Origin of the sequence: Aliivibrio sp. S2TY2 (genome assembly GCF_028765525.1) — a bacterium.
GTDB classification, from domain to species: domain Bacteria; phylum Pseudomonadota; class Gammaproteobacteria; order Enterobacterales; family Vibrionaceae; genus Aliivibrio; species Aliivibrio finisterrensis_A.
This window is the reverse complement of the sequence record NZ_JARACS010000002.1, coordinates 466,800-493,084: the sequence shown is the minus strand read 5'-3', so window position 1 is coordinate 493,084 and position 26,285 is coordinate 466,800. Positions and strand designations below refer to the sequence as shown.

Below are 26,285 nucleotides of genomic sequence, written 5' to 3'. Positions count from 1 at the left end.
TTTATATTCAAAGGCGATCCGGATGGTTCGCCTTTTTGTATTTAGTCAATCGCCCTATATTTTACCCCTAAGAAAAGTAATTTGAAATAAAATCAATAAACGCACGAATGCGTTGGGGTTGGTGCTCACTATCTTTATAGACCATATACATAGGTAACTTTACCGTTTTATATTGTTCTAATATCTGCGTTAGTGAGCCCGATTTTAATTCGTGTTCTACCATCCATTTTGGCATTGCCGCTACGCCTTGTCCTAGCTTTGCCATTTGAACCAGCATCTCTGGGCTATCACTTCGTACTTGTTCTTTTATCTTAACTTTTGTCTCTTTCCCATCATTGAAGCGCCATAGGTTCGATGGTGTCGATAACGAATAAGTTAAGCACTGGTGTTGTGCTAAATCGTCTGCAATTACGATAGGAGAATGTTTTTCTAAATAGTCAGGAGAAGCAAAATAGGCAAGTTCATTATCCATTATCCATCTTGCTTTTAGCCCTGAGTCTTTGAGGTAAGCAGCTCGAATAGCAATGTCTATGTCGCTCTCAACCAAATCAACAAACTTATCCGATACCGACACATCAACAGAAAGCTCTGGGTGTAAATTTAGGAATTCATTGAGTGGCTCAGAGAGCTTTTGAACACTAAAAGCACTAGGAACAGACAGCTTTAAAGTGCCAGATATGGAGGTTTGTTCCTGTCGTAATTGAGACTCAACAAGGTTCATTTCGTCAATAAGTTTCAGCGCTAAACGTAAATATTGTTTACCACCTGTTGTTAGGCTGATCGCACGAGCATGACGGTGAAATAATGTAATGCCTACTTGTTTTTCAAGCCATGCAATCTTTTTACTGACCGCACTTTGCGTTGTATTGAGTTCGTTCGCAGCAGCAGTAAATGTGCCTAATCTAGCAACACGAGTAAAGACGCTTAAACAATCAAATTTATCCATAGTCATTCCTATTTGGAATAGTAATAAACCTAATTCTAGTATTCTTCTATCTCAATTGGAATGCTTTAATGGCTCTATTGTTTATAGAGGAGTTACATCATGTTATTTATCCAAGGGTTATTAATCGCGTTTTTCTTGTTTGCTAGCTCAGTCAAAATGTTTGGTTGGGTAAAGGCGATATTTGAACCTCAACTTGCTTTCTTTCATCGTTATGGCCTTAACCGTGCGGCAATGTTCGCTGTGGGTGTTATTGAAGCCACAGGTGCTGTTGTGATGTTAGTGGGAATGTTTACAGCAACCCCAGTACTAAGTGCGATGGGTGCTAGTTTGATTACGCTAACTTCCATTGGGGCGATGTTCTTTCATTTTAGATTTGATACTTGGAAAGACGCGGTTCCATCAATGGTGACGTTAGTGTTGTCTCTTATTATTGCGTTCCCTTTGTTAGAGAGACAGCTTTTGTTTTAAAAAATCAACAAAACAACGGACTTTTAACGGCGTATAACGACGTTGTGGGTAGATGGCGTTGATCGGTAAATTCTGGCCTGAATACGCAGTCATTATATGACGTAAACGGCCTGATGTTACCTGTTCTTTAGCCATCCAAATAGGTAAGAAAACAATGCCCACACCAGTTAAGGCGACATCTAATAATACGTCACCATTATCACTCTGAAAGTTCCCCTTTACGGGTACAGAATACGCTTTATTTTTATGATTAAAATGCCAGAAATGCGCTTCTTTTAATCCAGAATAAATCAAACAATTATGATTGGTCAGGTCGTTGGGTTGTTTAGGTTCACCATGTTGATTTAAATAATCCGGAGAGGCGAATAAGTGCATAGGGTTATCAAAAAGATGACGAGCAACAAAAGAAGAGTCCTCGAGATTTTTTGCCCTAATCGCGACATCAACGCCTTCACTGATCAAATTAACATGTTTGTCACTGAGAAGGAGGTCGATCTTAATATCAGGATAATGTTGGAAAAATTCAGCAACGATAGGAGCCAGAAGAAAGCGACCAAAGGCTACGGGTGCTGCTACTCGGATAGTTCCTTGAGGTTGTGTTGTTTTAGAGCGAACTTTAGCTTCAGCTTCATCAAGTTCACTTAGAATATTAACGCAGGTTTGATAATAATCACTTCCGGCAGGAGTTAACGAATGATCTCTGCTGCTTCGAGTTAACAGTTTTACGCCTATTTGATTTTCAAGCGCCGCGACTTTTTTGCTTATGGTGGTTTGAGAGGTATTCATCTCTTTACCTGTAGCTGAAAAGCTGCCTGTTTCGACGACTCGAACAAAGGCTCTCATTGCACTTAACTGATCCATAGCTCTCTCAATTATTCCAAAAACGCATACTTGGTAGTCATTTTAGCATGGTTCTAGTCAGATTTGTTTGTGCCTATACTCTCTTTCAAGCAATAAACGCCTATCTATTTACATTAATTGTGAGTAACTATTCTAAAAGAGAATCGTGCTCAAGGAGCGAACCATGACAACACATAAATTTATCGCTGGTGATGTATTTCCTGCAATCCAATTACCTACGTTAGACAACAATCTTATTAACCTTTCGGAACCACTAAATGGGGCTGATTGGAAATTGGTGGTGGTTTATCGTGGTAAGCATTGTCCGTTGTGTACTCGTTACTTAAATGAGCTAGAAACACTAAAAAGCCGTTTTCTTGAACTGGGAGTAGATATTGCTGCGGTATCAGCTGACAGTGAAGCCCAATTAACGACTCATATAACACAATTATCAGTGAGTTTTCCGATTGCTTATGGCTTGAGTGTAGAGCAAATGCAAACGTTGGGGCTGTATATTTCAGAGCCTCGTTCTGAGCAAGAAACCGACCATTTATTTGCTGAGCCGGGTCTTTTTGTTATTAATGAAAAAGGGCAGGTACAAGTCATTGATATTTCAAATGGACCTTTTGTTCGTCCTGATTTGAATGTATTACTCTCTGGTCTTGAGTTTATCCGCAATCCAGAAAACAATTACCCTATCCGTGGTATGTATAATTAAGCGCAGACGGCAAGTAATAGGTTTATAAATAAAAAAGGTTAATTGAACCCAATCAATTAACCTTTTTTGAACCGTTTGAACTATTTGGGGAGAATTACTTGATGATATTCACTAACTGTGACGCTCTAATTAAGCTCGTCATATGAAGCGATTGCTTGCTTTAGTTGCTCAAAATCAGGGCTGCATAAATGCGGTTTGAGCGCATTGAACTTATCAGTAGGCCAATCGTAAACTTTAAAAGACAATAGCTCTTCTATCACGGAAGGCTCAAAGCGATATTTCACATGTTTTGCTGGAGAGCCTGCAACCACGCTATATGGCTCAACATCTTTGGTGACGACACTATTTGCGGCAATAACGGCTCCTTCTCCAATCGTTACGCCGGGCATGATCATTGATCTCATGCCTAACCAAGCGCCATCATGAATGTGAGTGTCCCCTTTGCTCGCATAAGAGTCGTCGATAAAGTCCATAAATGGGTATAAACAAAACCAATCTGTTCTGTGGTTATGGTTTCCGCCCATTAAGATAATAACTTCAGCGGCGATACAGACGTAATCACCAATATGAAGCTTATCGATTTCCCATCTTGGCTCCCATTGACGGCTGATTTTATCTCCGTGTAAATACCGAACAACAGAGTCTTCAAAGCCGTTATCCCAGCAATCGCTGTAATAGCTATGGGTGCCTTTAATGTGAATGTTTTTGTTGGTTACGACTTCATGAAGTAACTGAAACTTTGACCAGTGCTTTTCTTGCATAATAAACCTTTTAACTTATATAAAAATAATGGGGTTGGCATTAATTTAAAATAAGTCAGTGGATTCTAGGCTGTTTCAGTAGGGGGATAAGCTTCATTATTATTGTCCTTACAGTTTGAGTGGATAATAACATATTTTCACATTTACTTGTGTTGTTTCGAATATTTCGAATATTGACTTTCTTTCGAATATTTCGGATACTGTAACAATTGTACAATTTGTACACATGAATATAAGAGAGAATAAACATGAATGCAGCGATAAAGTTGCCAAGTGCAGAAGAAATAGCATTGGCTAAGCTTGGTAGTCAGGAGTTATCAGCCGTAATTGAAACCAATGGGGAAGCTCAAAGGATCAACGTTGTTGATAAATTAGGTAAATCTCATGAAGTCACAATACCTGCGAGCGTATTAAATATGATGATAGAGGTACTAACTCAATTAGGGCAAGGTAACTCTGTTAGCATTACACCTATTCATGCAGAACTTACCACGCAAGAAGGGGCTGATATGTTAAATATGTCTCGCCCTACATTTATTAAGCTTCTTGATTCGCAAGAAATTCCGTTTAGTCGTACAGGTAATCGTAGAAAAGTCGCGTTTGCCGATATTATGGAATATAAGGATCGTTTAGAAGAGCGTAGGCTTGCTTCACTTGCGGAACTATCAGCATTAGATCAAGAACTGAATATGGGGTATTAATGTCATCATATACAGTAATACTAGATGCGTGTGTTATGTATCCTGCTCCTCTTCGTAGTTACCTAATGTATTTAGCCAATACTGGTTTATTTAGAGCACGGTGGACAGATCAGATACATGATGAATGGATTCGTAATCTACTTATAAATAATCCTGATGTTAACCCTGCTAGTCTTGAAAGAATTAAAACACTAATGAATGCAAATGTTCCTGATTGTTTGGTTGAGGGATATGAACCTTTAATTGATGGACTTGCTTTGCCGGATGTAGATGATAGGCATGTTGTTGCTGCTGCAATTAAAGGGCAAGCAGAGTATATTATTACTTTTAATCTAAAGGATTTTCCTTCAAAGGAGCTTGAGCCTTTGGGATTATCTGCAATACATCCTGATGAGTTTCTGTGTGATATGTTCGAATTAGATAATAGTGCGTGTGTTAAAGCTGCTCAACAGCAAAGAAGCTCATTGAAAAAACCACCAATGACCCAAGATGAGTTTTTAATTTGTTTGCAAAAACAGAGGCTTCCAAGTTTTGTTTCAAAGTTAAAAAGCTTTAAGTTAATGCTGTAGTTTTAAATTATCGTTGTTTGGATTTAATTAAAAATGACAAAACAAAAAAGGCATTAGCAAATTTAACTCTGCTAATGCCTAGAATTTGTATGTTGATCTTTATTCACGCTTATTCAACGTCACAATCCATACAGCTTTGTAGAGCGATTTCGTGCTCAAATACCGCTACCTCGCTACCATCTTTTAGCAACTCTGCGATTTCATCTGCAACTTCTTTCTCATCGTCAGCTTCAATTTGACCTTCTAGCTCTTCTTCAGAGTAACCGTAGAAATTCAGCAATAAGTAATCACGAGCTTCAGCTTTAGTACAAGTTACGTTTACTGAAAGATCAGCTTCAACGTTGCCTTGTTCGATAATTGCAGCCAGTTGTGCTTGAACATCGTCTTTCATTGTTGCTGTTAACCAACCAAGGTCAGTATTCACTTTGGTTTTTTTACAGTTAAAACAAGGCAGTTCGTGAAAGTAGTATTGAAAATTAGTCATAGGTAATTTCTCTTTGAGTGTTGTATAGCAAGATTATGCGTATTTTGGGGCAAAATACTATCTTAAATTAGGTTATTGCCCCGAAACTAATTTTCTACAGACTCAAAGATAAGTAGGTGAGCTTTTAGGGCGTTAATCCAAAGATGCCGATACTTTACTGTGACACTCTTGTTGTCACTAAAGGATAAATACGCCATAATTGTGACACCTTTATCCAGAAAAGTGTCACAATTAAAAGGGTATCTGTCATGAATAGGTTTGAAATCCAGCGTTATATCGAGCAACAATGTCACCCTGTGTCTATCTCAGACATTATTATTGATCATCCAGACTTAATTCGTCGAACACTTCAGCGCTGGCTTAACAAACTTATTGAAGACAAACAAGTAGAAGCCATTGGTGAGGGTCGTTCTCGTAAATACATTGCGTGCATTGTTAGAGAAGAGACAGTTAATTCAAGCCATAACGAGCACGATAGCTTTCCTAAATCGATCCCACTTTCACCTGACAGTCATGACATTCTTAATTATCTAAGTAAGCCTATTTTTGAGCGTGATCCTGTTGGTTATTCACGTGATTTTTTAGATGACTATATCCCAAATAAAACATATTACCTTTCTGAGCCTATTCGCCGTCAGTTACATCGCATGGGTAAAACCATCTATGCAACGCAACCCGCGGGCACGTATGGAAGAGACATCTACAACCGTTTATTAATTGATTTATCTTGGGCATCAAGCCACCTTGAAGGCAATACCTATAGTCGATTAGACACTGTTGAGTTAATTGAGCATGGCCAGTTTGCACAAGGAAAAGACATCATCGAGACACAGATGATTTTAAATCATAAATCAGCGATTGAATTGCTAATTGATAATGTCGATTCTGTTGAGTTCAATCGTTTTACCATATTGAATTTGCACAGTGCGCTTTCAGAAAACTTATTAGCCAACCCGTTTGATGAAGGCCGAGTGCGTAGTCATGTTGTTGAAATCGGGGGTAGTGTTTATAAGCCTATGTCATCCGAAGAGGTGCTCTCTATTCAACTGGAGTCTATTCTTAATAAAGCTAATCAAATCATTGACCCATTTGAGCAATCATTTTTTATCATGGTGCATTTACCTTACTTGCAGCCCTTTGCTGACATTAATAAACGGACTTCTCGTTTGGCTGCAAATATTCCGTTGCTTAAAGCTAATTTATGTCCTCTTACGTTCTTAGATGTACCAGAAGAAGCCTACAGTAAAGCGGTGCTTGGTGTGTATGAAATGAATAGAATCGAGCTGCTGCGTGATCTGTATTTATGGGCGTACGAGCGCTCAACAAAAGAATACCTAGCCGTAAAACAAGAGCTAGTAAAGCCAGATCAACAACGATTGCAATATCGAGCAAAGATAAAAGAGATTGTTAAACAAGTCATACTGACGCCTGAATCTCAGCCCCTTGATATCATTGAATCGCTTATTAGCAATGAAGAAGAAACGGATAAGCAAAATATTATCGCCCTTGCATTAGAGGAATTAAGACGAATTCATGAGGGAGTATTGGCACGATACGGTCTAAGGCCGTCTCAGTTAGAAAAGTGGCGTCAATTGCATGGATAGTGAATAACATCAAAAGCAATAAGGCCTGTGTGCAAACCATTCTAGTTCGTTCTGGTTTACTTATTGCCATTTTCCACGCTAAACACGTCATGGCCAAGAGCAGTTAAACGTCGTTCAACAGGCCATAACGTAGCGTCATAAATGGCAATGCAAACCGACACTCACTTTTATAGCACACAACCAAGAGCTTTATTTCCAACCCCTAGCCCAAGCATGGGGAACAACCGCAATGTTATGTGTAAATTGCTCATAGGCCACCAGACAAGCTGGTGATCAAAAGCTTTATCCGCATTGCACAAAAGAGCGCGTGCAAAGCGGGGCAGCGGCAGGCGCAAAAAGCACAAACAACGTGCTTATTGCGGTCACGTTTGTTGGGTTTGGTTGTTACGGTAAGTGTGGCTTTTGGTCGTTCGCATTCCTGTTCTTGTCCTTGTCCTACTCTTTCATCTAAGCTCTTAATGAATTCGAAATGGTTCTCTTTTATTTCATATTATCTATTGCTGGTTGTAAATTTTCAGTCATTACATCAACCATATCTTTGTTCGTTAGTTTAAATTTATAGAACTTACATTTGTTCAATTCAGTATCTTTTAAAATTTCACTATCTGTTCGATCATCGATGAACCATTGGTTTTTTAAAATCCAAAGTAAAGCAGCTCTTTCTGTTAAAATTATCTTACTTTCATCTTTAATGCCAAAATCTAACTTGATGTCTTGTTGCTGTTGTTTTGTCAGGTTTTTGTGAGGAATCAACAAAAGAGGAACTTGGGTGTTCCATTCTTTATCTTGTGCTAGTTCCTTAAAAGAATCTCTAATTAAACTACTATCTTCTATAACATTTAATGCATTCGTAAAACTAAAGTTTTTAAATCGCCCATCATTTTCGTTATAAGCTCTAAAAATCCAATGCTTTCCATCGAAGACTATAGCTAGTGGAAATAGAGTTCTTTGCTCTTTTTTATTACTACTCCTTGAGTGATAATCAGTGTGTATTGCATAACCACATGATATAGATCTAGTGATTTTTGAAACTGAATCAACACTTAATTTGTTTGGTATATTTCCGACTCGGGAGTAGGAAAGCATAGGTTTATCAATTAATTTGTGTTTATTAAATCCGTTTGCAAGCATTCCAAGGGCTGTTTCTGCATCAACAATAATTAATGGTTCGAAAGTGTCTACTGTAATTGCGTTAGCCCTTAAACTACGATTATATTCCATATTGTTTGGTCTAATTTCGGTATATTTTTTCATCATCTTTGAAGCAGCTGCTTCAGCTAAACCAAACATATCATTCAAATCTGAACGATTGATAAATCCTGTAAATCTTAGTTTAAAATCAATATAAGCCATTCTTTCTGCTAAAGAACTGTCCTCATTTTGTAATTGTAAAAAACTTATTTTATTCATTATATCCCCCTCATATCATGGATAAATTATAGCATAAAACCACTAAGGCACGTATACTTTTTATCTTTGCTACGTATATGTTTGCTATTATTTTGTGTTCATGCCTTGATCTGTTGTTGATACTTAGATAGTATGTTTTCGTTGATTAAGGTTTTTCTTAATTATATATATTGAGTAAGAGGTATCTATTATGGCTACAAATGGAAAGGCAGGCGATAACCGCCGTCATGGAATGGTTCGTGAACGCTCACAAACTCAAACACCTTCGGGTCATTGGGTTAAGCGCGATACCAATACAGGTCAGTTCATGGATGTAAAACAAGACGGGACGGCATTTAAAGGCGTACGAAAAGAAAAATAAAAATGGGCTTTCAGTAAAGTACTAAAAGCCCATTTTTACTGTGAGGTGAATTATAAGTACCGTTGGCGCGGCAAACTTATAAGGCCCAACACAAGAGGTTTCAAGCCCTGTAAGAAAGGCAGATTGCTCTGGTTTGTTCTGCAATCATACCTTTCTAACGTGTTCATCTCAATCATTGAATTCCCTCTTTCATGTTTTTTTGAGAGGAAGCTCTATGAGTATTCATCAAAAAGTAGTGCAAGTATGTGCTTATGTGCGTCGTCGTAATGGCCGCCTTGAGTACGTCTGTCAGCACTTACGCTCTTTGCCTGGCGCATAAGAATAAATAATTATCGGGAGTCTTAAGTAAGACTCCCCTATATAGCGCAGTGTTAGAAAGGAAAAAACGATGTGCAGAAAAGACCTATTGAGAGATATCTCAAATACCCTTATTAATTATGGTTTTACTGAGAATGACAGTGGAGCCTCTATGACCTATCAATCTAATGTTAGATATCCGAGCATTTTTGCCGGTAAAAATGACTATGCTCATTTTATCGTGCATATGCCTAATAGTACTATTCAAGTAGTTGCTAAGTTCCAAGAGTCAGTAGGTACAGCAATGGAAAAGCTTGGTTATACGGCATTTGATGCAGAGAGAACCGATCATGATGCTTACTTGGTTGTTTGCGGAGGCCAAGAGCTACTTCGAGATCACCGTGCTCTCGATTTCTTAAATGAAAAGCGTCACATTGCTCCTAAACTCAGGGCGTTAACAGTTCACGGTTTAAGTGATTATTTAGCAAATGAACTTAGGCCTGCAGCAGCTTAAATTGTAAATAGCCGCCTCTACTCTGTTAAAGGAGGGGGCTATTCTGTGGATGAACGCTTTACCTATTGCAAAGTTTATAAGAGTATAAATGATGTCAAATCAATTGTTTATTATCGGAAATGGTTTTGATCTGTGGCATAAATTACCTACGGGCTACAGAGAGTTTTATAAAGAAAATAGTGATTATCTAGATCAAATTGAACATTATTTCTCAGATGGGTTGCAAGAAGAGGAGCTGTGGAGTGATTTTGAAAGCGTGCTTGGCCAATTTGATGAATCTATATTAATAGATGAAAATGATTTTATGGATTTTTCAGGAGATTCATTTCCAACACAACAACTTTATGGATTAGAGGATGCTGTTGACGAATTCAGTCATGAAATCGTAGATAATATTACTCGTTGTTTTCGTGAATGGATCAAGGGAATAAATATAGATAATGCAGTACTGCAAATGACATTTCCAGATGAATCGCGGTTTATCAATTTTAATTACACATCTACATTACAGGTGGCTTACAAAGTATCCGAAAGGAAAGTTTATCATATTCACGGAAGTTTAGAGCAACGAACACCTTTGATTTTTGGTCATACAAAGACAGTGTTTAATGCAACCGCTGATGAGGATTCTTACTATACAGAAGCTATTAATAATGGCCGTAGCGTATTAACAGCTCTTCAAAAACCAGTTAATGAGATTATAGAAGATCGGCTTTCTCCTTGGATAAAGAACAATGGAGATATTTCGATGATTACTATTATTGGTCATTCTCTTAATAAAATAGACATCCCATACTTCCAACGCATTGTGAATGAGTTACCAAATGTACATTGGCAGTGCTACTCATTTAATGAAGAAGAGAGTATCAATCATGCTGAAATATTGAATAGTATAGGTATTCCCACAAGTAGATTATTTTGTGGGACTTATGATGATCTTGTTCAACATTATCCACATTTAGAATGTACTGCATAAGAATATGAATAATAAAAGGCTTACACCAATGTAAGCCTTTTATTAGTGCTGTTTACTTATAAATACGTATCTAATAAATCCGCGACAGCTCTAAAAACTGGAACTACAACAGAGTTGCCGAATTGTTTATAAGCAGCGGTATCAGCACACACAATTCTAAAGTCGATGTCATTCTCATCTCGATCAAATTCAGGCTTTTCAAACCCCAATAACGCTTCGCTGTGTCTTATTTATTCGGGTCACTATCGGGGCTAAACATCAAAAGCCAAATCAAGTTCAAAATCAAAAGCAGAGTTTTACCCCAATAGAATAAGGGTAGCTCCATGTGACGTTTGCCCCTTTGTTTAAAGAGTCGTTTTCATCGTGTATTTATCGCCAACATTTGATCCTTCTGCAATATGCTCATACTTATCGACTACGGATAATCCTAGTACATTTTTTTGTGCGGTTAATGCAACCTTTTGACCAATCGATACTTCCTGCCAAAATTTCTCTTTAACTCGTAGTTCTAATCGAGGGTAATTAACGGGTTGTACTGTAATGGAGTAATATTCGCTTCGACCACTACGGTGTGTTTTTTCAGTGACAGGGGTGTTGATAATAAAAGTGGGTCCAATTAAGGCATGCATATTAATCGCCCCAACAAGGCCAATGCAAAGCACCATATAGATAGAGCGGTATTTAAAAATATAGAACGGACGTTGGCGTATTTTACTGTTGTGATTTAATTTCTGAATATCATTGTAATGCGTTAATACTAGCCAACCAAGTGCATAACCAAAAATGCCCACGGCAAGCATGAGGTAATAACCGTAAAAAGTTGTGTTGGTGGTTTCTAAGAAAAACCAACCACAAACCATAAGCGGTATGAACAAAGGGTGGCCTATTGTTTCTATTATTTTATTCACTAGGTTCTGTATTCCAAAAATAGAGATCACTAAACAAGATTACCCCAAAATCATCACAAGAACACAATAAAACTGAAGCATAACTGTCATCTTCAATCCCTACTATGAGCATCACATTAACGGTTACTCATACTAAATCATTAGGGAATAAGATGAAAAAGCAATTGATAACAGGTGTTCTAGCGTCGTTACTTTCAACGACAGCCATGGCAGAAACCAACATAACGTGGTGGCATGCAATGAGTGGTCAGCTAGGCGAAACAGTCAATACTATTGCTCGTGATTTTAATGCGTCACAAGATGAATACAAAATTACCCCAGTGTTTAAAGGCTCATACGTAGAGACACTTACCGCAGGCATTGCCGCTTATCGTGCCGACCAAGCGCCGAACATTCTGCAAGTGGCCGATGTGGGTGCCGCAACCATCATCAATGCTCCTGGGGTTGCAAAACCTGTCGAAGATATTCTGGTTCAATCTGGCTATTCATTTAATAACAAAGACTACATTGCAGGGGTTCGTAACTTCTACGCAGACAGCAATGGAAAAATGGTTGGCATGCCATTCAACAGCTCAACGCCTGTGCTTTATTACAATAAAGACATTCTTGCAAAAGCAGGGGTAGAAGCGCCTAAAACCTATGAAGAGCTAGAACAAGTCGCGAAAAAATTAAAAGCACAAGGCTACGCTACTTTCTCACAATCTTTAACGCCTTGGATCATGTTCGAAAACTTCAAGTCTCGCCATAACCTTCCCGTTGCTAATAAAAACAATGGTTTTGATGCGCCAGCGACCAACATCATGATTAATACGCCAGACATGGCAATGCACTTTAACAAGCTAAAAGAGTGGTCAGATAAAGGGTACTACAAGTATTACGGCTCAGATTGGGATGCAAACCAACAGCCGTTTGAGCAACAAAAAGTAGCAATGTGGTTAGGCTCATCAGGCTCGTTTGGTGGGTTACGTAACCGTGTTGATTTTGAGTTAGGTACAACCTATCTACCATATTGGAAATCAGTCAATAAAGAGGCAGGCCGTACCTTTATTGGTGGCGCTGCGTTATTTGCGATTGATGGTAAGCCAAAAGAAGAAGAGCAAGCCGTTGCTGCTTTCTTTAATTTCTTAACAAGTCCTGAGACACAAATGTTTTGGCATAAATCGACCGGTTATGTGACGGTTACCAAAGCGGCTTACGACATGACAAAACAATCTGGCTACTATCAAGAACAACCCGATGCAGAAGTGGGCGTAAAGCAGTTGAGCTTACCGGGTGGCGAGTGGACGCGTGGTTACCGTTTAGGTTTTTACTCACAAATCCAAGAGGTAATGCATAGAGAGTTTGATAACGTATTTGCAGACCGAATTACGGTAGAAAAAGCACTCGCCAATATCGATAAAGAAAGCAAAGTAATGTTAAACCGTTTCGCACGTTCGGTGCAATAACAAGGATTCACTGTGGTTGATTTCGGTTAGTCACAGTGATTTTTTTCTTTTTAATGTAGTAGGTTATAACAGTGGAACAACGACAACAATTTACCCACTCGGCGTTGCCTTATGCGCTTTTAGTGCCCCAAATCGCCATTATTGCAGTGTTCTTTTTCTATCCCGCAGCAGAAGCCGTTTATCTCTCCTTTATGCTAGAAGACCCTTGGGGATTATCATCAACCTTTGTCGGTTTAGAGAATTACAGCATTATTTTTAGCTCGGCAGAGTATTTAAGATCGATCTTTTTTACGGTTGGCTTTGCCATTGTTGTGTCATTTTTATCATTAGCCATCGCGCTTTTACTGGCGGTGAAAGCCAATAATATTTTGCATGGTAAGAGTGCTTATAAAATCACGCTCACTTGGGTGTATGCAGTTGCTCCTGCGGTGGCTGGTATTATGGGCGGCTTTATTTTCAATCCTCATATTGGTGTTTTTACCGATATTTTTGCCAGTCTTGGTTGGGATTTTAGCTTATACACCAGTCCTTTTGATGCGACGCTAACCTTGGTTTTGGTCTCGGTGTGGAAGCAAGTCTCGGTTAACTTTATCTACTTTCTTGCAGGGCTACAGTCTATTTCATTTGCGGTGAACGAGGCGGCAATGTTGGATTGCGAGAGTGATCGCCGTCGCTTCTGGACTATTACTTTTCCACTGCTTGCTCCTACAGGCTTTTTCTTATTAGTCATCAACTTAACCTATGCCTTTTTTGAAACCTTCGGGGTTATCGATACCTTAACATCGGGCGGTCCGGGTGGGGGAACGACCTCATTGGTTTATAAGATTTATCGTGATGGCTTTATCGGAACAGACATTGGAGGCAGTGCGGCGCAATCGGTGGTGTTACTGGTTTTAGTCTTAATGCTGACTTGGGTGCAATTTAAGTTTATTGAAAAGCGTGTGCACTATTAATTTAAAGAGATGTATTGGTACACAGCAATGATGAGAATTTTATTATGAAACAAAATCAATGGTTCGATCATGTGATCCTAATAGCAGGGGCGCTTTTTATGATCATCCCTATTTGGCTAATTTTCGCCAGCTCTACCCACAACCCAAACACCATTATTAGTGATGGATTGCAGTGGTGGCCGGGCGGTAATTTTCTTGAAGTTTACGGTGAGGTCTGGGACAAGAGCGTCGGTTTTAGTACGGATGTGAATGCAAAATCAATGATCATTAACTCAATGGTGATGGGACTTGGCTTTGCCATTGGCAAGATCATTATTTCGATGATGGCCGCTTATGCCTTGGTCTATTTTCGTATGCCTTTTGCTTCACTGTGGTTTTGGCTGATATTTATCACGCTATTGTTGCCATTAGAAGTTCGTATCATTCCTTCTTATGAAGTGGTTGCGAATTTAGGGATGTTGAACAGTTTTTCTGGGCTCATTTTACCTTTAATCGCTTCGGCGACGGCGACGTTTTTCTTTCGTCAATTTTTTAGAACCATTCCCAATGAATTGGTGGAGGCGGCGCAACTTGATAACACAGGCCCAATTCGCTTTTTTATCGATATTTTATTGCCGTTATCAAAAACTATGATCGCCGCGATTTTCATCATCATGTTTGTGGTGGGTTGGAACCAATATTTATGGCCAATCATGATGACCACCGATGAAAGTTACAACACCATCGTCATGGGCGTGAAGCAGTTATTGAGTGACATAAGCCAAAGCAGTCAACCGCGTTACGACCAAGCCTTTGCTCTGGTTATCTTCGCCATGTTGCCACCGATTTTAGTGGTTATTATTTTTCAGCGTTGGTTTGTGAAAGGCCTTGTTGAAACCGAGAAATAACCGTGCAGATGCGGTGATGAAACCGCATTGCCAATACCCAATTTGTGAAGAGATAGAACGATGTTAGCACTTAAAAATTTAGTAAAAACCTACGATAATGGCCACCAAGCGGTAAAGGGCGTTTCTGTTGATATTAAACAAGGCGAGTTCATTGTATTGGTTGGCCCATCGGGCTGTGGTAAGTCATCCATCTTGCGCTCTATCGCAGGGTTAGAGTCGATCACTGGTGGTGAAATTGAGTTAAATCATCGCCGAATTGATACTGAAAAACCAGCCAGCCGTGATATTGCAATGGTGTTTCAAAACTACGCGCTATACCCACACATGACGGTGTATGACAACTTGGCTTATGGGCTAAAAAACCGTGGTGTCGATAAGCAAACTATTGCTGAAAAAATTGAAAAAGTGGCAGAAACCCTCAAGATCGCAGATTATCTCGACAGAAAGCCTGCAAAGTTATCGGGTGGGCAGCGTCAACGTGTTGCTATGGGACGTGCGATTGTGCGTGATCCGCAGTTGTTCTTGTTTGATGAGCCGTTATCTAATCTAGATGCTTCACTGCGTGCCCATATGCGTTTAGAAATTAAAAAGCTGCAACGAGAGCTAGGCGTAACCAGTGTGTATGTGACTCATGATCAAGTGGAGGCGATGACCTTGGCGGATCGCATTATTGTGCTAAACCAAGGCGAGATTGAGCAAATTGGCACACCATCAGAGGTGTACCATCAACCAGCAAGCACCTTTGTGGCGAGTTTTATTGGTAGCCCTGCGATGAACTTTCATCAAGCCGAGATTGTGAATGGGGTGATTAAGTTTGATCAGCAAAGTGTCTTTCTGGCTGAATACGCACATTTACCTGCTCAGACAATACAGCTTGGAATTAGACCTGAACACGCCTTATTAGAGCCAGTAAATACAGGGTTAAGTTTTCCATTAAGTGTGCAAGCGGTTGAACCATTAGGCCCGAACCAATTAGTGCATGGCTTGGTGGGTGGCAAAACATTTACTGCGTTAACGCCAGAGTTAGAATTTGCCACTCAAGAATCTCTGACGCTTAACGTTGCAAAGCAGCACTTGCATTTGTTTGATGAGGCGGGGAAGCGCTTATTGGCTGATACCAATGTGTTAGCGCAAGCAAGCTAGATCATTCGTTTCAGATTAGCTCACTTTAGCTGATGGTAGAGTGAGCTTAACAAAAATAGGACTTTATTTTTTCTCGCAACCAGATATTTGCCGGGCTTTGTCGCTCTCGATTATGGGTGAGTAAGCGATAGTGAACCGGCTTGGACGTAAATGGGCAATCTAACACCTGTATATCCAGCTTATCGGCAAATGCGGTTGCGATACTTTCGGTCACCATTGCAATGCAATCACTCGCCGCGGCCATCGACATAAGCGACACTAGAGAAGTACATTCTGCGGCTACTTGTCGTTCACTGAGTCGTTCCTCGGTAAAATAATCTGCCATGTAAGTATCTTCACGGCGTAATTTCCAAGTAATGTGTTTCTCAGCATAAAACTGCTCACGAGTAACACTGCCTTCTATTCTAGGGTGTCCTTTTCGTGCAATCAGTCGGATCTTATCTTCAAACAGTGGCTCGGTAAAAAACGAGTGTGTTGAATAGTTAGATACTTCGATAGCAAGATCGGCTTGATGTTGATTGAGCGCTTGGATCAGTGCTTCTTCATTAGAGTGGGTTGGCTGCAATTCAATAGTGACATTACCCAAGCTATTGTCGGCTTCTAATTTAGGTAACAGCATTAACATCACAGGTTCTGAGGTGTATATAACGAACTTGCGTGGGTACTGGGTTGAAAACCCCTCTAACCCTTCTAATGCGTTGTTGATTTGAGCTAATGCAGGCTCAACATGACGAATTAAGTCTTGAGCATGCTGCGTTGGAATAATCCCTCGGCCTGATCGAATAAATAGCTGACTTCCCACCTGCTGTTGTAAACGCTTAAGTAAACCACTTACACCCGGCTGAGTTAATCCCATCTCTTCCGCGGCTAAGGTAATCGACTGGTGGCGATAAACCACAACAAATACTTTTAATAAGTTTAGATCTATATTTGAAACCATCCCTTCCTCAAACATAATATTTTGTGATGTGTTAAATACAGTTTCATGCATGTATTGCTATGTGTCAATACGCTAAATTAGCACCATACCAATACGAATTCCCAAAGAGGCTACTTATGAAAACTCGTTTTACTCTTTCAGTTCTTTCACTCTCTGTTATGGTTTCATTTGGCGCAGCAGCCAATGATTATGCATCTATTGATACGTACGAGGGAAAAGCGGCATCTAAGTTCACCGAAAATGCCAATACCGCAGTGGCAAAAACGCTTCCTTGGGAAGACACGTCTGCGTTTAAACGCACTACTCATGGTCTTATTGCTGAGTTTGGTACGCATGAAGCAGGCGAGCTTAAAAACCGTTTTGAATACATGGCGGATATGTCTGTGGAAGATTTACCACCTTCAGTAAACCCATCAATTTGGCGCCAAGGAATGTTAAATTATGCTGCCGGTGGTCTGTACGAAGTGACGGATGGGGTATATCAAATTCGCGGCGCTGACTTATCAAACATGACGATCTACCGCACAGATAATGGCTATGTGATTCACGATCCACTTCTGTCTCGTCAAGCCGCAGCTGCTTCGTGGGAATTCGCAAAACAGCACTTACCTGCGATTAATGGTGAGCACAAAATTACGGGTATGATTTACTCACACATGCACGCCGACCATTTTGGCGGTTCACGTGGTGTTTATGAATCAGGTGATTTTGCGAAAGATGCTGAAATCTACGCACCAAAAGATTTTATCAAAGAACTGGCTGATGAGAACGTAATCGCAGGCACCGCAATGGGTCGCCGTGCAAACTACCAATACGGTACAACCCTTGATACCAACACCAAAGGCATTGTAGATAACGCACTTGGCCTTGGCGCATCACGTGGCGAAGTGACTTTAGTCGCACCGACGATTGAGATCCAAGAGCGCGAAAAAGTCATCAACATTGATGGGCTCGATTTCCACGCAATCAACATGCCGGGGGCTGAAGCGCCTGCTGAGATTGTGCTGTATGTACCAGAGTATCGCTCATTGAATACCGCTGAGCTTACTTACGACGGTATGCACAACATTTATACTTTCCGTGGTGCAAAAGTTCGTGATTCATTGGTGTGGACTAAATACCTAACTGAATTAAAAATGCGTTTTGTTGACAATGGCTTAGTAGGTAATATTCATGCAGCACACTCAGCACCAGTATGGAATGATGCAGACACTGACGTAAACGAAATTTCTGAATACATGACGCTACAGCGTGACAACTATGGTTTTATTCATAACCAGTCGATGCGCTTAGCCAATCACGGTGTGACTATTCACGATGTGGGCCGCCAAATTGAGGAGATCGTTCCACAGTCTCAAATCGATACTTGGCACACCAACGGTTACCACGGTTCATACAGCCACAATGCTCGTGCAGTGGTCAACTTGTACCTTGGCTACCACGATATGAACCCTGTGAATACCAACCCATTACAAACCAAAGATCAATCTTGTGTGTATGTGAATGCCGCAGGTGCAGAAGTACTATATAAAGCGGGTATGGCTCACTTTAATGCTGGTGAATATCAAGAGTCGTCTCAACTGTTTAACGACCTAGTACAATGTAATCCGAATAACATTGATTACCGTTTTGCACTCGCAGACAGCTTTGAACAGCAAGGTTACCAGTCTGAAACCATGGCGTGGCGTAACAGCTATTTGCAAGGAGCGGTTGAACTGCGTACTGGTGAGATCCAAGAGTCAATCAAGCTGGCTTCATCTGACGTAATAGCGAACACTCCAACGGGCATGTTCTTAGACTTTATAGCTGTGAGTTTGAACGCACCAAAAGCGGAAGCCGCAGGTCTTGACTTCAACTTCGGTGTTTACCACCCAGATCTTGGAGAGCGTTACTATGGTGAAGTGTCTAATGCGAATATGGCTAACATTGAAGTCGATAAGCTACCAAAAGTGGATTTTGAATTAATTATCAACAAAGCAGATTTCACAAAAGTCGTTCTTGGTGAGACAACCTTAGAGGCACTATTTAAATCTGGTCAAGCGGGTGTGAAAGGCGATGCATCGCTGCTAGAGCAACTGGCTGGTTCACTCGATAAGTTTGATGGCATGTTTGAAATTCTACCAATGCCAAACAAATAACATGTAATGAAAAAACCTCCTTATTGTGGGTAATGAAATGCCAGTTAAGTTGACTGGCATTTTTAGTTTGGTGGAGTGGGGGAGCTCAATGAAACGTAGTATACGTTAAATCGTTTTTGGACAGAAATGAGTTAGCCCTCTTGATTCAAAACTTTTCTGTCAGGTTAAGAAGTGTATCTTGAAGGTCTATGTCTGTTATATTTTTAAAGAGTGTGCAGCAATAAACTTTAAAAACTGTACCAATTCCATATTATTACAATCACTACGATTAACTAAATCATGATCAGATACTAAATTCGCCATCTTTTTAGCAAACAGTGGCTTAGGAGGTAACCATACAGCTGTTTCCTTCAAATGATTATATAGCGTCACCCCTGATTCTCTAGGAATTGAAAGTCTTTCTAAAATTAAGTTGGAGTCGCTGCCAAACTCTTCCAAGCACTCTGCTATTAGCTTGTTTGGATAGGTATTTTCAAGGTCTTCGCTAAAAGAAAAATAATCTTCGTGATCGAATAACCCGCTTTTAACATGTTGCGTTAAACGGATATCTTTTCCATCTTTATCGATCTGCATGAGAACTTTAAAGCCTTTGCTTTTGAAGTAATTGATCATTTGGAAAATCTTCTTTTTATCACGATTGTCTTTGCCATCATAACTTTCGACATAAACGTTACCAATAAAACCAAGTTCTAGTTTAGAATACTGCTCTATAAACTCTTTTTCTGATGCTCCTTCAACCAGTAACATAAGTCTTTGAGTGCAGGTAAAATCGACTTGCTTCAGGTATTCACAAGATTTTTGTAACGTAATTTGCATATCTGTTGCCAAACCTAATAAACGCTTAGCTACTTGCTTTGTATACATTTCTTTAATGAAACCACGCTGCTGAAAGGCACCAACGTAATTCTCGGAATCAAATACAAATTTTGACAGGTAATATAACCCCGAAAGAAACTCGTTCTTCGAAGCATCAGAAAGTGTTTCAAATTCTATAGCAGAAATGTCTATGTACTCTTCTATGAAGCTTCTAACAACACCGCATTGAACTTCGTTATATAAATAGTCTGTATTCTCACTATTTTCTGAATACTTACAATACGATTTTCTACCGCATTTGAAGCAATCGAAGTAAGGACTCCACTCATCAACTAATTTCTTTTTGAGATGATTAACTGAGATGTTTTCGCTAATTTCCATCTCTTCTGTACCATCGTAGTTGAATATTTTTAGCATATGTCTCCCTAGAATAGAAAAAAGAAAGGCGAAGAATTTTTGCACTATATTTTGAAACCAAACTATTGACCAAATAAAATAGATTTATATGCCTTGCTCTGTGCGTTCAAACGACCTTGGTTTTATCCTTGTTCTACATAGTTTTCTTTCAACTAAGTTGGGTTTTCCGTTGTAATTATATTTTTAGACAAGTCTTTTAGCTTCTTAATAAATACATCCCAGTTATACCCCGCAATACCACCAATAGATAAATAGCCTAAAGTAGCGGTATTATGATCTTTAGTATCAAGTCCCCCAGATAACACCACTAGGCCACTTTGAATAATCGCAAATGCCAGAGTTCCAATGATCAGAGCTAGTAAAGGCGAAAACATGAAGCCCCAAAGGTGATCTCTATCAAAAACTTTTTCTATTGCTTGGTATCTGTGAAAAGACACAATAGCTAGAAGTGTTCCTCCTAATACAGCTCCAACTTGTGTAAAAAGTAACGAAATAGCAATGTTTGGCAAAGAATGCCCTTTGTCGATATCCCATAAGTTTGAAATACTAGAAAAATCAGATACCCAACCGTCGATAAGTAGCCAGATAGCCCCTAAAGTACAAACAAAAATATACGGGGGGACTAGATATACTAAAGGTCCACCGTTGTTTTTTTGAGATACAATTTCATTTACATCATTGGTGTTGGGATCACTCATTTATTATCCTTTAGTTTTTTCTCAGCGTAATATACTTTTTTATATATCGAATTAAACGACTAGTTCTTCAAAGAAGCTAACTGTAATAGGTACTTCACTATCAGAGTTGCAATACGAAATAGGTACGGTTTGCTTAAACAGCAACATGACTCTCAATTCATCAATAGATTCGAGCTTCAAATAGTCTTTTAACTTATCAATCTTTTCGTCCAAAATGTGAAAGCGATCTATGTGTTTCCTTAAGCGATCAGGTTTACCATTTGATCTGTTCACACCTCGAAATTCGTATATTTGTTTTGCTATTTCACCTTGAGTTTTGGCAAATTCTAAATCTTTACATTCAACAAGATAGACAACTTTTTTAGATGGGTTCCATGCTAATACATCAACATCCCCGAAATCTTTATCAGTTCTCTCATTAAGAATCTTGCTAATTTTTACATCAGCTTCCACTTTCCAGCCCAAATTGCTGAATTTATCAGCCGCTTCTTGATTGAAGCTATGTCCTGATTTATTTCGTTGCTCTCCAACCCATTTCTTCATCACTTGTGTATTGAAGAATGAACCATCCAACGAGGCATCATATGAATTAGCTAGGCAATACAAAACACCTCTACGTATCAAGCTTGGTGAAACAATCACTTTATCTTCAAGTATTATTAATGGTCTTGACGTTAGAGATAACTTGCGTCGAAATCTCCATGGAGAAATGTCACCAACACGAAAACCTGAAGTTAAATCCATCCAACCCGGTCTTCTAGGTAGAGTGAATCGGTCCATAAAAGCTTTTAATGCTATGTCGGAGATACCATGCGCGCTTGCTTGGTAAAATAATTCTGAACATGTTAGTTCATAGACTGCTTCATTTCTATCTAGCCCAATGTTTTCAAATATATCTAGAATTTTTCTAGCTTCATCGATAGATATTCCAAATTCTTGATACCAAGCATATTCAAACTCTTGTCCTAATAGTCCCTCCACTTTTTCATGAACTTTTGGTTCTGAGAAATGATCATCATATTTCTCAGATGCATGATCTATCATCACAGTCTGAACCAACTTACTATAAGGGTTTATCACAGTATCATATGAAGTGTGATCAAACTGAACATCACCATATGTGGAAAGTCTTAAATGAGGTTTTACTAGCTCATACATTATGGCATCGGACAAGTTGCCATACTGGAAAATAGCCGTCGCGTAAGTTATGAGCTTAGCGACATCCAGCTTGTTCGGAACTTTTCCTCCATGATCTAAAGATTCACAGATAGCCATTTCAATAATAATCCTAGACCCTGTAAGTGCAGCATTATTTGATGAAATCCGCTCCAGTGCTACTGAATATACATCATCTTTATCACTATGAAGCCCTAACATCGCTTTAAAAGTCCGTTGCCAATGCTCGATATCTGCTTCTACAGCGGCATGGTTTTCAAGTAAGAAAAGAATGAGTGCTTTCTTGTTAAAAAATGCTAAATTGGATTTAATTTCCTTCCAAAGATTTAAAGTTAAGTTTTGCAAGTATTGAGTACATTCAGATTTGCCATAGATATTGCATGGTTCAGTATGACTATTTGCTATCCATGCGAGACCTATTTTAATGGTTGCATCATCGAAACGGTCTAAAGCTAGGGGTTTAGGTAAGCTCATTTTTACGTGGTCAAGGAAGGACTGAGCTGTGAGCATGTGAACCTCTTTACCGTAATTATCTACAAAAATACGGTTCAGAATCGTCTCAACTAACTTCTCATTATCATTACTTTCAATAGACTTTCTTGTAAATGCAGTAAGCAATGACTTTATGATTCTTCTTTCGGCTGTGTTATCAGCTCGATGAAATGCAAGAAAATAGTTTTTTAAAAACTTACAGGTTATGTTCAATAAGCCATTTTCTATAGATACAGAAGACTCTATTAAAGTGTTTAGTTCCTCAGGAAAAAGCACTTGAGAAATCTCTGTCGGAACATCTACATCTTCAAATTCAACCCTAAAACAAACCTTAGTGTATGATGAAGAGTGGCCCAACTCAGATAGAGCTAAGTCAGCCCTGCATATCCAATTACAGATCCCATGCCACAATCGATATAAAAGGTCCTTATTATGATTTTCAGCATGTACAGGAGTACACCACCATGAACACAACTTACCTTCAATTAGGGCGAGTAGCTGACCGTTTTCAAGGTTATCTACTGACGCATAAATTGGCTTGAAGCGATCTTCTCTGAAATAACTGCCCGCAGTCAACCTTCTTACAGAAACTACTTCACCATATGGGTTTAAAACTCTATGTATATCTTCTTCATTTTGTACTTCCCACCTAACATCTAACAAAGCATTTTGCGTGATCATCATAAACAACGATGAAGTACCAATGTCTTCATCTAAGGCCGAATGAGGGATAATATCAAAATCGTTACCTTTGGCCCATCCATATAAGTTAAGTAAGCCGTTTACATTTTGTGTATGGACCCCTGCTTCAAGGGCTCTATTTTTGGCATCAATAAGTCGCCAAAAAGTAAGTGGATTTATGCTAGTAATTCGATTGAAAGTATCCAAATCTGGTGCTGATACAAATTCTAAATTCCAATTATTAAGTTCCGAAAGACGTTCAATTGATAACATAACTGAACGGCCCCAACCACAGCCAACAAGGATAGTAAGACCGCTCTCGAATCCATCCATTTTGGAAGAATAGTTGTGTGCTTTTTCTATCCTTACAGCAATAGTTCTTTCTAAGTCGATATCAGGAACTGATGCACTATTAACAACACCGTTCTGATAGGCATTAAAGTCATCAAAAAACAGTATGAAGTGGATATATCTATAGGGATCAATACCAATTAGTGCTTCTGCACCAACAATTCTTCCACTTGAGGTTTTTATCGGTGAAAATGGCGTATTACTTATTTTTCCAAGTAATCGTGAGTGTTCAGAAAAAAAAGTAACGTACTTGTATTGCAATGAATGCTCTAAATGCCTCAGAAAGCTAAACTTATCGGCTTGTTCTATTACAAACAGACGAATTGCAACACTTACAGCAGTTGGTAAAGCTAATACATATTTACTGTCTTTTGTCTTATAAATGGGCTTACGTTCTAGTGAGGAGTTGCCAAAAGTTTCATTAGCGAGTGCAATGATATCTGAATCGTCAATTATAAATGGTTTGAGGTCATCCTCAGAGACTCCCAATCGACTTAAGAGATCTAACGAAAAGCAGACCATATTATGTTGTTTTGTCGATATGTAAGAATTAAAATCCCATTCTGATTTGGGGCTGTCACACCCTTTTTGGTAACGCTTTAAATCTGTTGTTTTAATAGACTCATTAGACAAAGTTAGAATCGCTCTTACCGAGTTTTTCATACTCAAAAAAGGCTCTGAATTTGGCATCTCATCTATTAGGTCGGTAAAGATTTGAGTATAGAAACAGGAGCTCTCCCAAAGTCCATTGAGGAACATATATGACCCTTTGAGCGAGTTAGCTATCCCGACCATTGTATCTTCAGCAGGATCTTCCCATGATCCAATATACGTAGAATGAATACCATTAAATAATCGACTTAACTCGCTTCCTTCCAAAGTTTTCTGCCCACTATGAGAGAGAAACAATTGATGAATCATTGCTTCGGTAGTCATTAAATTACTATGCAGTTCTTGCTCGTATAGTAGCCCAGCTAACTTGATAAGCGAACCTTCAAAATCATAACCGTCAATTAACTCACCGATATTATGCTCTGCTCTAAACTGACCAAAAGTTGGGTTCATTATTTGTTGACCTGCATTCAAAAAATCTAACTGGGAAAGATCCATATCATCTATATTCATACATACAATTCTTAATTTTAGTTATTCGAAGTATTTTTGTTACCGAACAATACTTAACTTAAGTTGATCTACAACATGAGGAACCGTTTTACCAATTTCATGAACATCAGTAACTATTCTAAGCTAAATTTCGACAGGGCTGATAGTTTTCTTCTAGAAGTAGGAATGATTCAGGCAGTGTCATGATGTTCTTAATTTAAGAGTCAGACTAGTAAGACAAACAATCTCATTATATATGGTACTCTCTACATAATGATATACGTATGATCAAGCAATTAATCAATAACATTATGTTCGACGCGGGCATGTTTCCTACCCCAATCACAACATAAGTAAGTCTATGAATAACCACCAACTGATAGATCATAGGTAAGTAATAGAAAAAGTAGGCCACATTATAACTTGGAGGCATAAGTTTAAGCGGGCGTAAAATCATTTCGAGGCAAAGGTAAGTTTGCCGTGATCGGTACGGGCGATTCTAGACAAAATCGATTGTTGAAAAGTCGGATTTTAGCAATCAATGAATTACTTTGTGTATGATAAACTCGCTTAGCCTAATATCCAATGTTGATGGTGCAGATCAGGATAGGTATTACGACAGTGAAGCGACACTGGAATAACTAGGGAATAGCGGCTATCAAATTACAGCCGCTATTGAATGGGAGATCTATTCTTTCACTGCGAATATTTGAGATAACATATCTGCGGCATCAGAATAGGCTGTTGGTAATTCTTGTCCACCACGGTTGGCTTCGAGTGATTTTTGTTCATCCGGAGATTTGAACATTTCCACAACAGTCATTAAGTCATCGTAGATACGTCCTTGTACTTCTTGTGTGCCATCTTCTTCATCGTCATATAGAGCGAGTAAGCGACAGATATCGAAAGGATGTTTATAAACATCACCTTCTTTGATTTTTTCTTGGGCGAACAACTCTTTGTTTCCGATCCAAGCTTTCGCTTTGAGTATCATGAGACACATATGATGAACAGTATTAACGGTATCAATGGATATAACCGATTCTCTCAAATATGAGTAGTAGTCATCATCTACAAGAATCGCTGAAAAGTTAGAGACTCCTTCAGCAGTTTCGATTGGTGTGCGGTGCTCTTTCTCAAACAAATCGACATCATCAGGCTTTCGAGAGAAGAGTTCTATTTGTTTAGGGTAGGTGTTCAATGTTTCAGAGTCGTCTGGAATTACGAATCGATATACATTTCCAGATGTACCGCTTTGGTGGAATTTTTTACCTTGATAGTTTCCTGCTTTCAAGTAAGCCCATAGCTCTTTAGCAAAATCTTCAGTGAACTCTTCAATAACAAGAACAATATCTAGATCCTGTGTTTGACGAAACTCTTGACCTTTACTTTCAAATACGAGTCCACAAGCGTTACCACCAATTAGAATGTACTTATCTTGGTGTACACTTAGGGTCTCGCTAAAGTGCTTTAATTTAGCGTCCATT

25 protein-coding genes are annotated in these 26,285 nt (G+C 39.1%); 13 read left to right on the top strand and 12 right to left on the bottom strand.

Annotated elements, in window-relative coordinates:
- Positions 1–67: 67 nt before the first annotated feature.
- A complete protein-coding gene (locus tag PVK63_RS06025; protein WP_130087891.1) occupies positions 68–946 on the bottom strand; it encodes a LysR family transcriptional regulator in 879 nt (292 codons plus the stop codon).
- Between the two features lie 99 nt (positions 947–1,045).
- On the opposite strand from PVK63_RS06025, the gene PVK63_RS06020 reads away from it, so the two are divergent.
- On the top strand, positions 1,046–1,414 hold the full coding sequence (locus tag PVK63_RS06020) for a DoxX family protein (protein ID WP_130087892.1): 369 nt from the start codon (positions 1,046–1,048) through the stop codon (positions 1,412–1,414).
- Here PVK63_RS06020 and PVK63_RS06015 read toward each other — a convergent pair.
- Positions 1,391–2,275, bottom strand: coding sequence for a LysR family transcriptional regulator (locus PVK63_RS06015; RefSeq protein WP_130087893.1), 885 nt, complete (start codon positions 2,273–2,275; stop codon positions 1,391–1,393). The two genes, PVK63_RS06020 and PVK63_RS06015, sit on opposite strands and share 24 nt — an antisense overlap.
- A gap of 163 nt (positions 2,276–2,438) precedes the next feature.
- Between PVK63_RS06015 and PVK63_RS06010 the strand changes: the two genes are divergently transcribed.
- Positions 2,439–2,972, top strand: coding sequence for a peroxiredoxin-like family protein (locus PVK63_RS06010; protein ID WP_130087894.1), 534 nt, complete (start codon positions 2,439–2,441; stop codon positions 2,970–2,972).
- Positions 2,973–3,097: 125 nt separating this feature from the next.
- Here the strand turns inward: PVK63_RS06010 and PVK63_RS06005 are convergent, their stop codons facing one another.
- Complete coding sequence (locus tag PVK63_RS06005; protein WP_005421783.1) at positions 3,098–3,733, bottom strand: CatB-related O-acetyltransferase; 636 nt, start codon at positions 3,731–3,733, stop codon at positions 3,098–3,100.
- A 248-nt stretch (positions 3,734–3,981) separates the two neighbouring features.
- On the opposite strand from PVK63_RS06005, the gene PVK63_RS06000 reads away from it, so the two are divergent.
- Both PVK63_RS06000 and PVK63_RS05995 read left to right on the top strand, forming a co-directional pair.
- The gene (locus tag PVK63_RS06000) at positions 3,982–4,434 is read left to right on the top strand and encodes a helix-turn-helix domain-containing protein (RefSeq protein ID WP_130087895.1); all 453 of its coding nucleotides are present in this window, start codon (positions 3,982–3,984) and stop codon (positions 4,432–4,434) included.
- On the top strand, positions 4,434–5,003 hold the full coding sequence (locus PVK63_RS05995; RefSeq protein ID WP_130087896.1) for a PIN domain-containing protein: 570 nt from the start codon (positions 4,434–4,436) through the stop codon (positions 5,001–5,003). The genes PVK63_RS06000 and PVK63_RS05995 overlap by 1 nt, the downstream gene beginning before the upstream one ends.
- A 109-nt stretch (positions 5,004–5,112) precedes the next feature.
- On the opposite strand, the gene PVK63_RS05990 is transcribed toward PVK63_RS05995, so the two are convergent.
- A complete protein-coding gene (locus PVK63_RS05990; RefSeq protein WP_130087897.1) occupies positions 5,113–5,487 on the bottom strand; it encodes a hypothetical protein in 375 nt (124 codons plus the stop codon).
- 248 nt (positions 5,488–5,735) lie between these two features.
- Here PVK63_RS05990 and PVK63_RS05985 point away from each other — a divergent pair, with 248 nt between their 5' ends.
- Entirely contained in the window at positions 5,736–7,091 is a 1,356-nt protein-coding gene (locus PVK63_RS05985; RefSeq protein ID WP_130087898.1) for a Fic family protein, read from the top strand.
- A gap of 480 nt (positions 7,092–7,571) precedes the next feature.
- On the opposite strand, the gene PVK63_RS05980 is transcribed toward PVK63_RS05985, so the two are convergent.
- Complete coding sequence (locus PVK63_RS05980; RefSeq protein WP_130087899.1) at positions 7,572–8,501, bottom strand: WYL domain-containing protein; 930 nt, start codon at positions 8,499–8,501, stop codon at positions 7,572–7,574.
- 190 nt (positions 8,502–8,691) lie between these two features.
- Between PVK63_RS05980 and PVK63_RS05975 the strand changes: the two genes are divergently transcribed.
- The 3 genes from PVK63_RS05975 to PVK63_RS05965 all read left to right on the top strand — a co-directional run bounded on the left by PVK63_RS05975 (position 8,692) and on the right by PVK63_RS05965 (position 10,649).
- Entirely contained in the window at positions 8,692–8,862 is a 171-nt protein-coding gene (locus PVK63_RS05975) for a hypothetical protein (RefSeq protein ID WP_165371226.1), read from the top strand.
- A 388-nt stretch (positions 8,863–9,250) separates the two neighbouring features.
- Positions 9,251–9,673, top strand: a complete 423-nt coding sequence (locus PVK63_RS05970) for a PD-(D/E)XK nuclease superfamily protein (protein ID WP_130087900.1) — start codon at positions 9,251–9,253, stop codon at positions 9,671–9,673.
- Between the two features lie 88 nt (positions 9,674–9,761).
- Positions 9,762–10,649, top strand: a complete 888-nt coding sequence (locus tag PVK63_RS05965; RefSeq protein WP_130087901.1) for a bacteriophage abortive infection AbiH family protein — start codon at positions 9,762–9,764, stop codon at positions 10,647–10,649.
- A 56-nt stretch (positions 10,650–10,705) separates the two neighbouring features.
- Here the strand turns inward: PVK63_RS05965 and PVK63_RS05960 are convergent, their stop codons facing one another.
- Positions 10,706–10,801: a DNA cytosine methyltransferase gene (locus PVK63_RS05960; protein WP_274440047.1), complete on the bottom strand. Its 96-nt coding sequence runs from the start codon at positions 10,799–10,801 to the stop codon at positions 10,706–10,708.
- A gap of 192 nt (positions 10,802–10,993) precedes the next feature.
- A complete protein-coding gene (locus PVK63_RS05955) occupies positions 10,994–11,557 on the bottom strand; it encodes a hypothetical protein (RefSeq protein WP_130087902.1) in 564 nt (187 codons plus the stop codon).
- Between the two features lie 152 nt (positions 11,558–11,709).
- Between PVK63_RS05955 and PVK63_RS05950 the strand changes: the two genes are divergently transcribed.
- The 4 genes from PVK63_RS05950 (at position 11,710) to ugpC (ending at position 15,985) form a co-directional block, all read left to right on the top strand.
- A complete protein-coding gene (locus PVK63_RS05950; RefSeq protein ID WP_130045982.1) occupies positions 11,710–13,002 on the top strand; it encodes an extracellular solute-binding protein in 1,293 nt (430 codons plus the stop codon).
- Between the two features lie 71 nt (positions 13,003–13,073).
- On the top strand, positions 13,074–13,955 hold the full coding sequence (locus PVK63_RS05945) for an ABC transporter permease subunit (protein ID WP_130087903.1): 882 nt from the start codon (positions 13,074–13,076) through the stop codon (positions 13,953–13,955).
- A gap of 44 nt (positions 13,956–13,999) precedes the next feature.
- Positions 14,000–14,842 (top strand): sn-glycerol-3-phosphate ABC transporter permease UgpE, encoded by an 843-nt coding sequence (gene ugpE, locus PVK63_RS05940; protein ID WP_130087904.1) that lies wholly within the window; start codon positions 14,000–14,002, stop codon positions 14,840–14,842.
- 60 nt (positions 14,843–14,902) lie between these two features.
- Positions 14,903–15,985, top strand: a complete 1,083-nt coding sequence (gene ugpC / locus PVK63_RS05935; RefSeq protein WP_130087905.1) for a sn-glycerol-3-phosphate ABC transporter ATP-binding protein UgpC — start codon at positions 14,903–14,905, stop codon at positions 15,983–15,985.
- Between the two features lie 46 nt (positions 15,986–16,031).
- Here the strand turns inward: ugpC and PVK63_RS05930 are convergent, their stop codons facing one another.
- Positions 16,032–16,925 (bottom strand): LysR family transcriptional regulator, encoded by an 894-nt coding sequence (locus PVK63_RS05930; protein WP_130087906.1) that lies wholly within the window; start codon positions 16,923–16,925, stop codon positions 16,032–16,034.
- A gap of 116 nt (positions 16,926–17,041) precedes the next feature.
- Here PVK63_RS05930 and PVK63_RS05925 point away from each other — a divergent pair, with 116 nt between their 5' ends.
- Positions 17,042–19,063 (top strand): alkyl/aryl-sulfatase, encoded by a 2,022-nt coding sequence (locus tag PVK63_RS05925; protein WP_130087907.1) that lies wholly within the window; start codon positions 17,042–17,044, stop codon positions 19,061–19,063.
- 195 nt (positions 19,064–19,258) lie between these two features.
- Here PVK63_RS05925 and PVK63_RS05920 read toward each other — a convergent pair whose 3' ends face one another.
- From PVK63_RS05920 to PVK63_RS05905, 4 genes are all read right to left on the bottom strand, one after another.
- Positions 19,259–20,296 (bottom strand): hypothetical protein, encoded by a 1,038-nt coding sequence (locus PVK63_RS05920; protein ID WP_130087908.1) that lies wholly within the window; start codon positions 20,294–20,296, stop codon positions 19,259–19,261.
- A gap of 152 nt (positions 20,297–20,448) precedes the next feature.
- Entirely contained in the window at positions 20,449–20,994 is a 546-nt protein-coding gene (locus PVK63_RS05915) for a hypothetical protein (RefSeq protein WP_242511089.1), read from the bottom strand.
- Between the two features lie 51 nt (positions 20,995–21,045).
- A complete protein-coding gene (locus tag PVK63_RS05910; protein WP_130087909.1) occupies positions 21,046–24,819 on the bottom strand; it encodes a hypothetical protein in 3,774 nt (1,257 codons plus the stop codon).
- Between the two features lie 667 nt (positions 24,820–25,486).
- Positions 25,487–26,284, bottom strand: a complete 798-nt coding sequence (locus PVK63_RS05905; RefSeq protein ID WP_130087910.1) for a hypothetical protein — start codon at positions 26,282–26,284, stop codon at positions 25,487–25,489.
- Between the last annotated feature and the right edge of the window lies 1 nt (position 26,285).

Bases quoted from the DNA above. Each gene is read 5' to 3' on its own strand.
- PVK63_RS06025 (WP_130087891.1), bottom strand. From the start codon at position 946: ATGGATAAATTTGATTGTTTAAGCGTCTTTACTCGTGTTGCTAGATTA.
- PVK63_RS06020 (WP_130087892.1), top strand. From the start codon at position 1,046: ATGTTATTTATCCAAGGGTTATTAATCGCGTTTTTCTTGTTTGCTAGC.
- PVK63_RS06015 (WP_130087893.1), bottom strand. From the start codon at position 2,275: ATGGATCAGTTAAGTGCAATGAGAGCCTTTGTTCGAGTCGTCGAAACA.
- PVK63_RS06010 (WP_130087894.1), top strand. From the start codon at position 2,439: ATGACAACACATAAATTTATCGCTGGTGATGTATTTCCTGCAATCCAA.
- PVK63_RS06005 (WP_005421783.1), bottom strand. From the start codon at position 3,733: ATGCAAGAAAAGCACTGGTCAAAGTTTCAGTTACTTCATGAAGTCGTA.
- PVK63_RS06000 (WP_130087895.1), top strand. From the start codon at position 3,982: ATGAATGCAGCGATAAAGTTGCCAAGTGCAGAAGAAATAGCATTGGCT.
- PVK63_RS05995 (WP_130087896.1), top strand. From the start codon at position 4,434: ATGTCATCATATACAGTAATACTAGATGCGTGTGTTATGTATCCTGCT.
- PVK63_RS05990 (WP_130087897.1), bottom strand. From the start codon at position 5,487: ATGACTAATTTTCAATACTACTTTCACGAACTGCCTTGTTTTAACTGT.
- PVK63_RS05985 (WP_130087898.1), top strand. From the start codon at position 5,736: ATGAATAGGTTTGAAATCCAGCGTTATATCGAGCAACAATGTCACCCT.
- PVK63_RS05980 (WP_130087899.1), bottom strand. From the start codon at position 8,501: ATGAATAAAATAAGTTTTTTACAATTACAAAATGAGGACAGTTCTTTA.
- PVK63_RS05975 (WP_165371226.1), top strand. From the start codon at position 8,692: ATGGCTACAAATGGAAAGGCAGGCGATAACCGCCGTCATGGAATGGTT.
- PVK63_RS05970 (WP_130087900.1), top strand. From the start codon at position 9,251: ATGTGCAGAAAAGACCTATTGAGAGATATCTCAAATACCCTTATTAAT.
- PVK63_RS05965 (WP_130087901.1), top strand. From the start codon at position 9,762: ATGATGTCAAATCAATTGTTTATTATCGGAAATGGTTTTGATCTGTGG.
- PVK63_RS05950 (WP_130045982.1), top strand. From the start codon at position 11,710: ATGAAAAAGCAATTGATAACAGGTGTTCTAGCGTCGTTACTTTCAACG.
- ugpE (WP_130087904.1), top strand. From the start codon at position 14,000: ATGAAACAAAATCAATGGTTCGATCATGTGATCCTAATAGCAGGGGCG.
- ugpC (WP_130087905.1), top strand. From the start codon at position 14,903: ATGTTAGCACTTAAAAATTTAGTAAAAACCTACGATAATGGCCACCAA.
- PVK63_RS05930 (WP_130087906.1), bottom strand. From the start codon at position 16,925: ATGGTTTCAAATATAGATCTAAACTTATTAAAAGTATTTGTTGTGGTT.
- PVK63_RS05925 (WP_130087907.1), top strand. From the start codon at position 17,042: ATGAAAACTCGTTTTACTCTTTCAGTTCTTTCACTCTCTGTTATGGTT.
- PVK63_RS05920 (WP_130087908.1), bottom strand. From the start codon at position 20,296: ATGCTAAAAATATTCAACTACGATGGTACAGAAGAGATGGAAATTAGC.
- PVK63_RS05915 (WP_242511089.1), bottom strand. From the start codon at position 20,994: ATGAGTGATCCCAACACCAATGATGTAAATGAAATTGTATCTCAAAAA.
- PVK63_RS05910 (WP_130087909.1), bottom strand. From the start codon at position 24,819: ATGAATATAGATGATATGGATCTTTCCCAGTTAGATTTTTTGAATGCA.
- PVK63_RS05905 (WP_130087910.1), bottom strand. From the start codon at position 26,284: ATGGACGCTAAATTAAAGCACTTTAGCGAGACCCTAAGTGTACACCAA.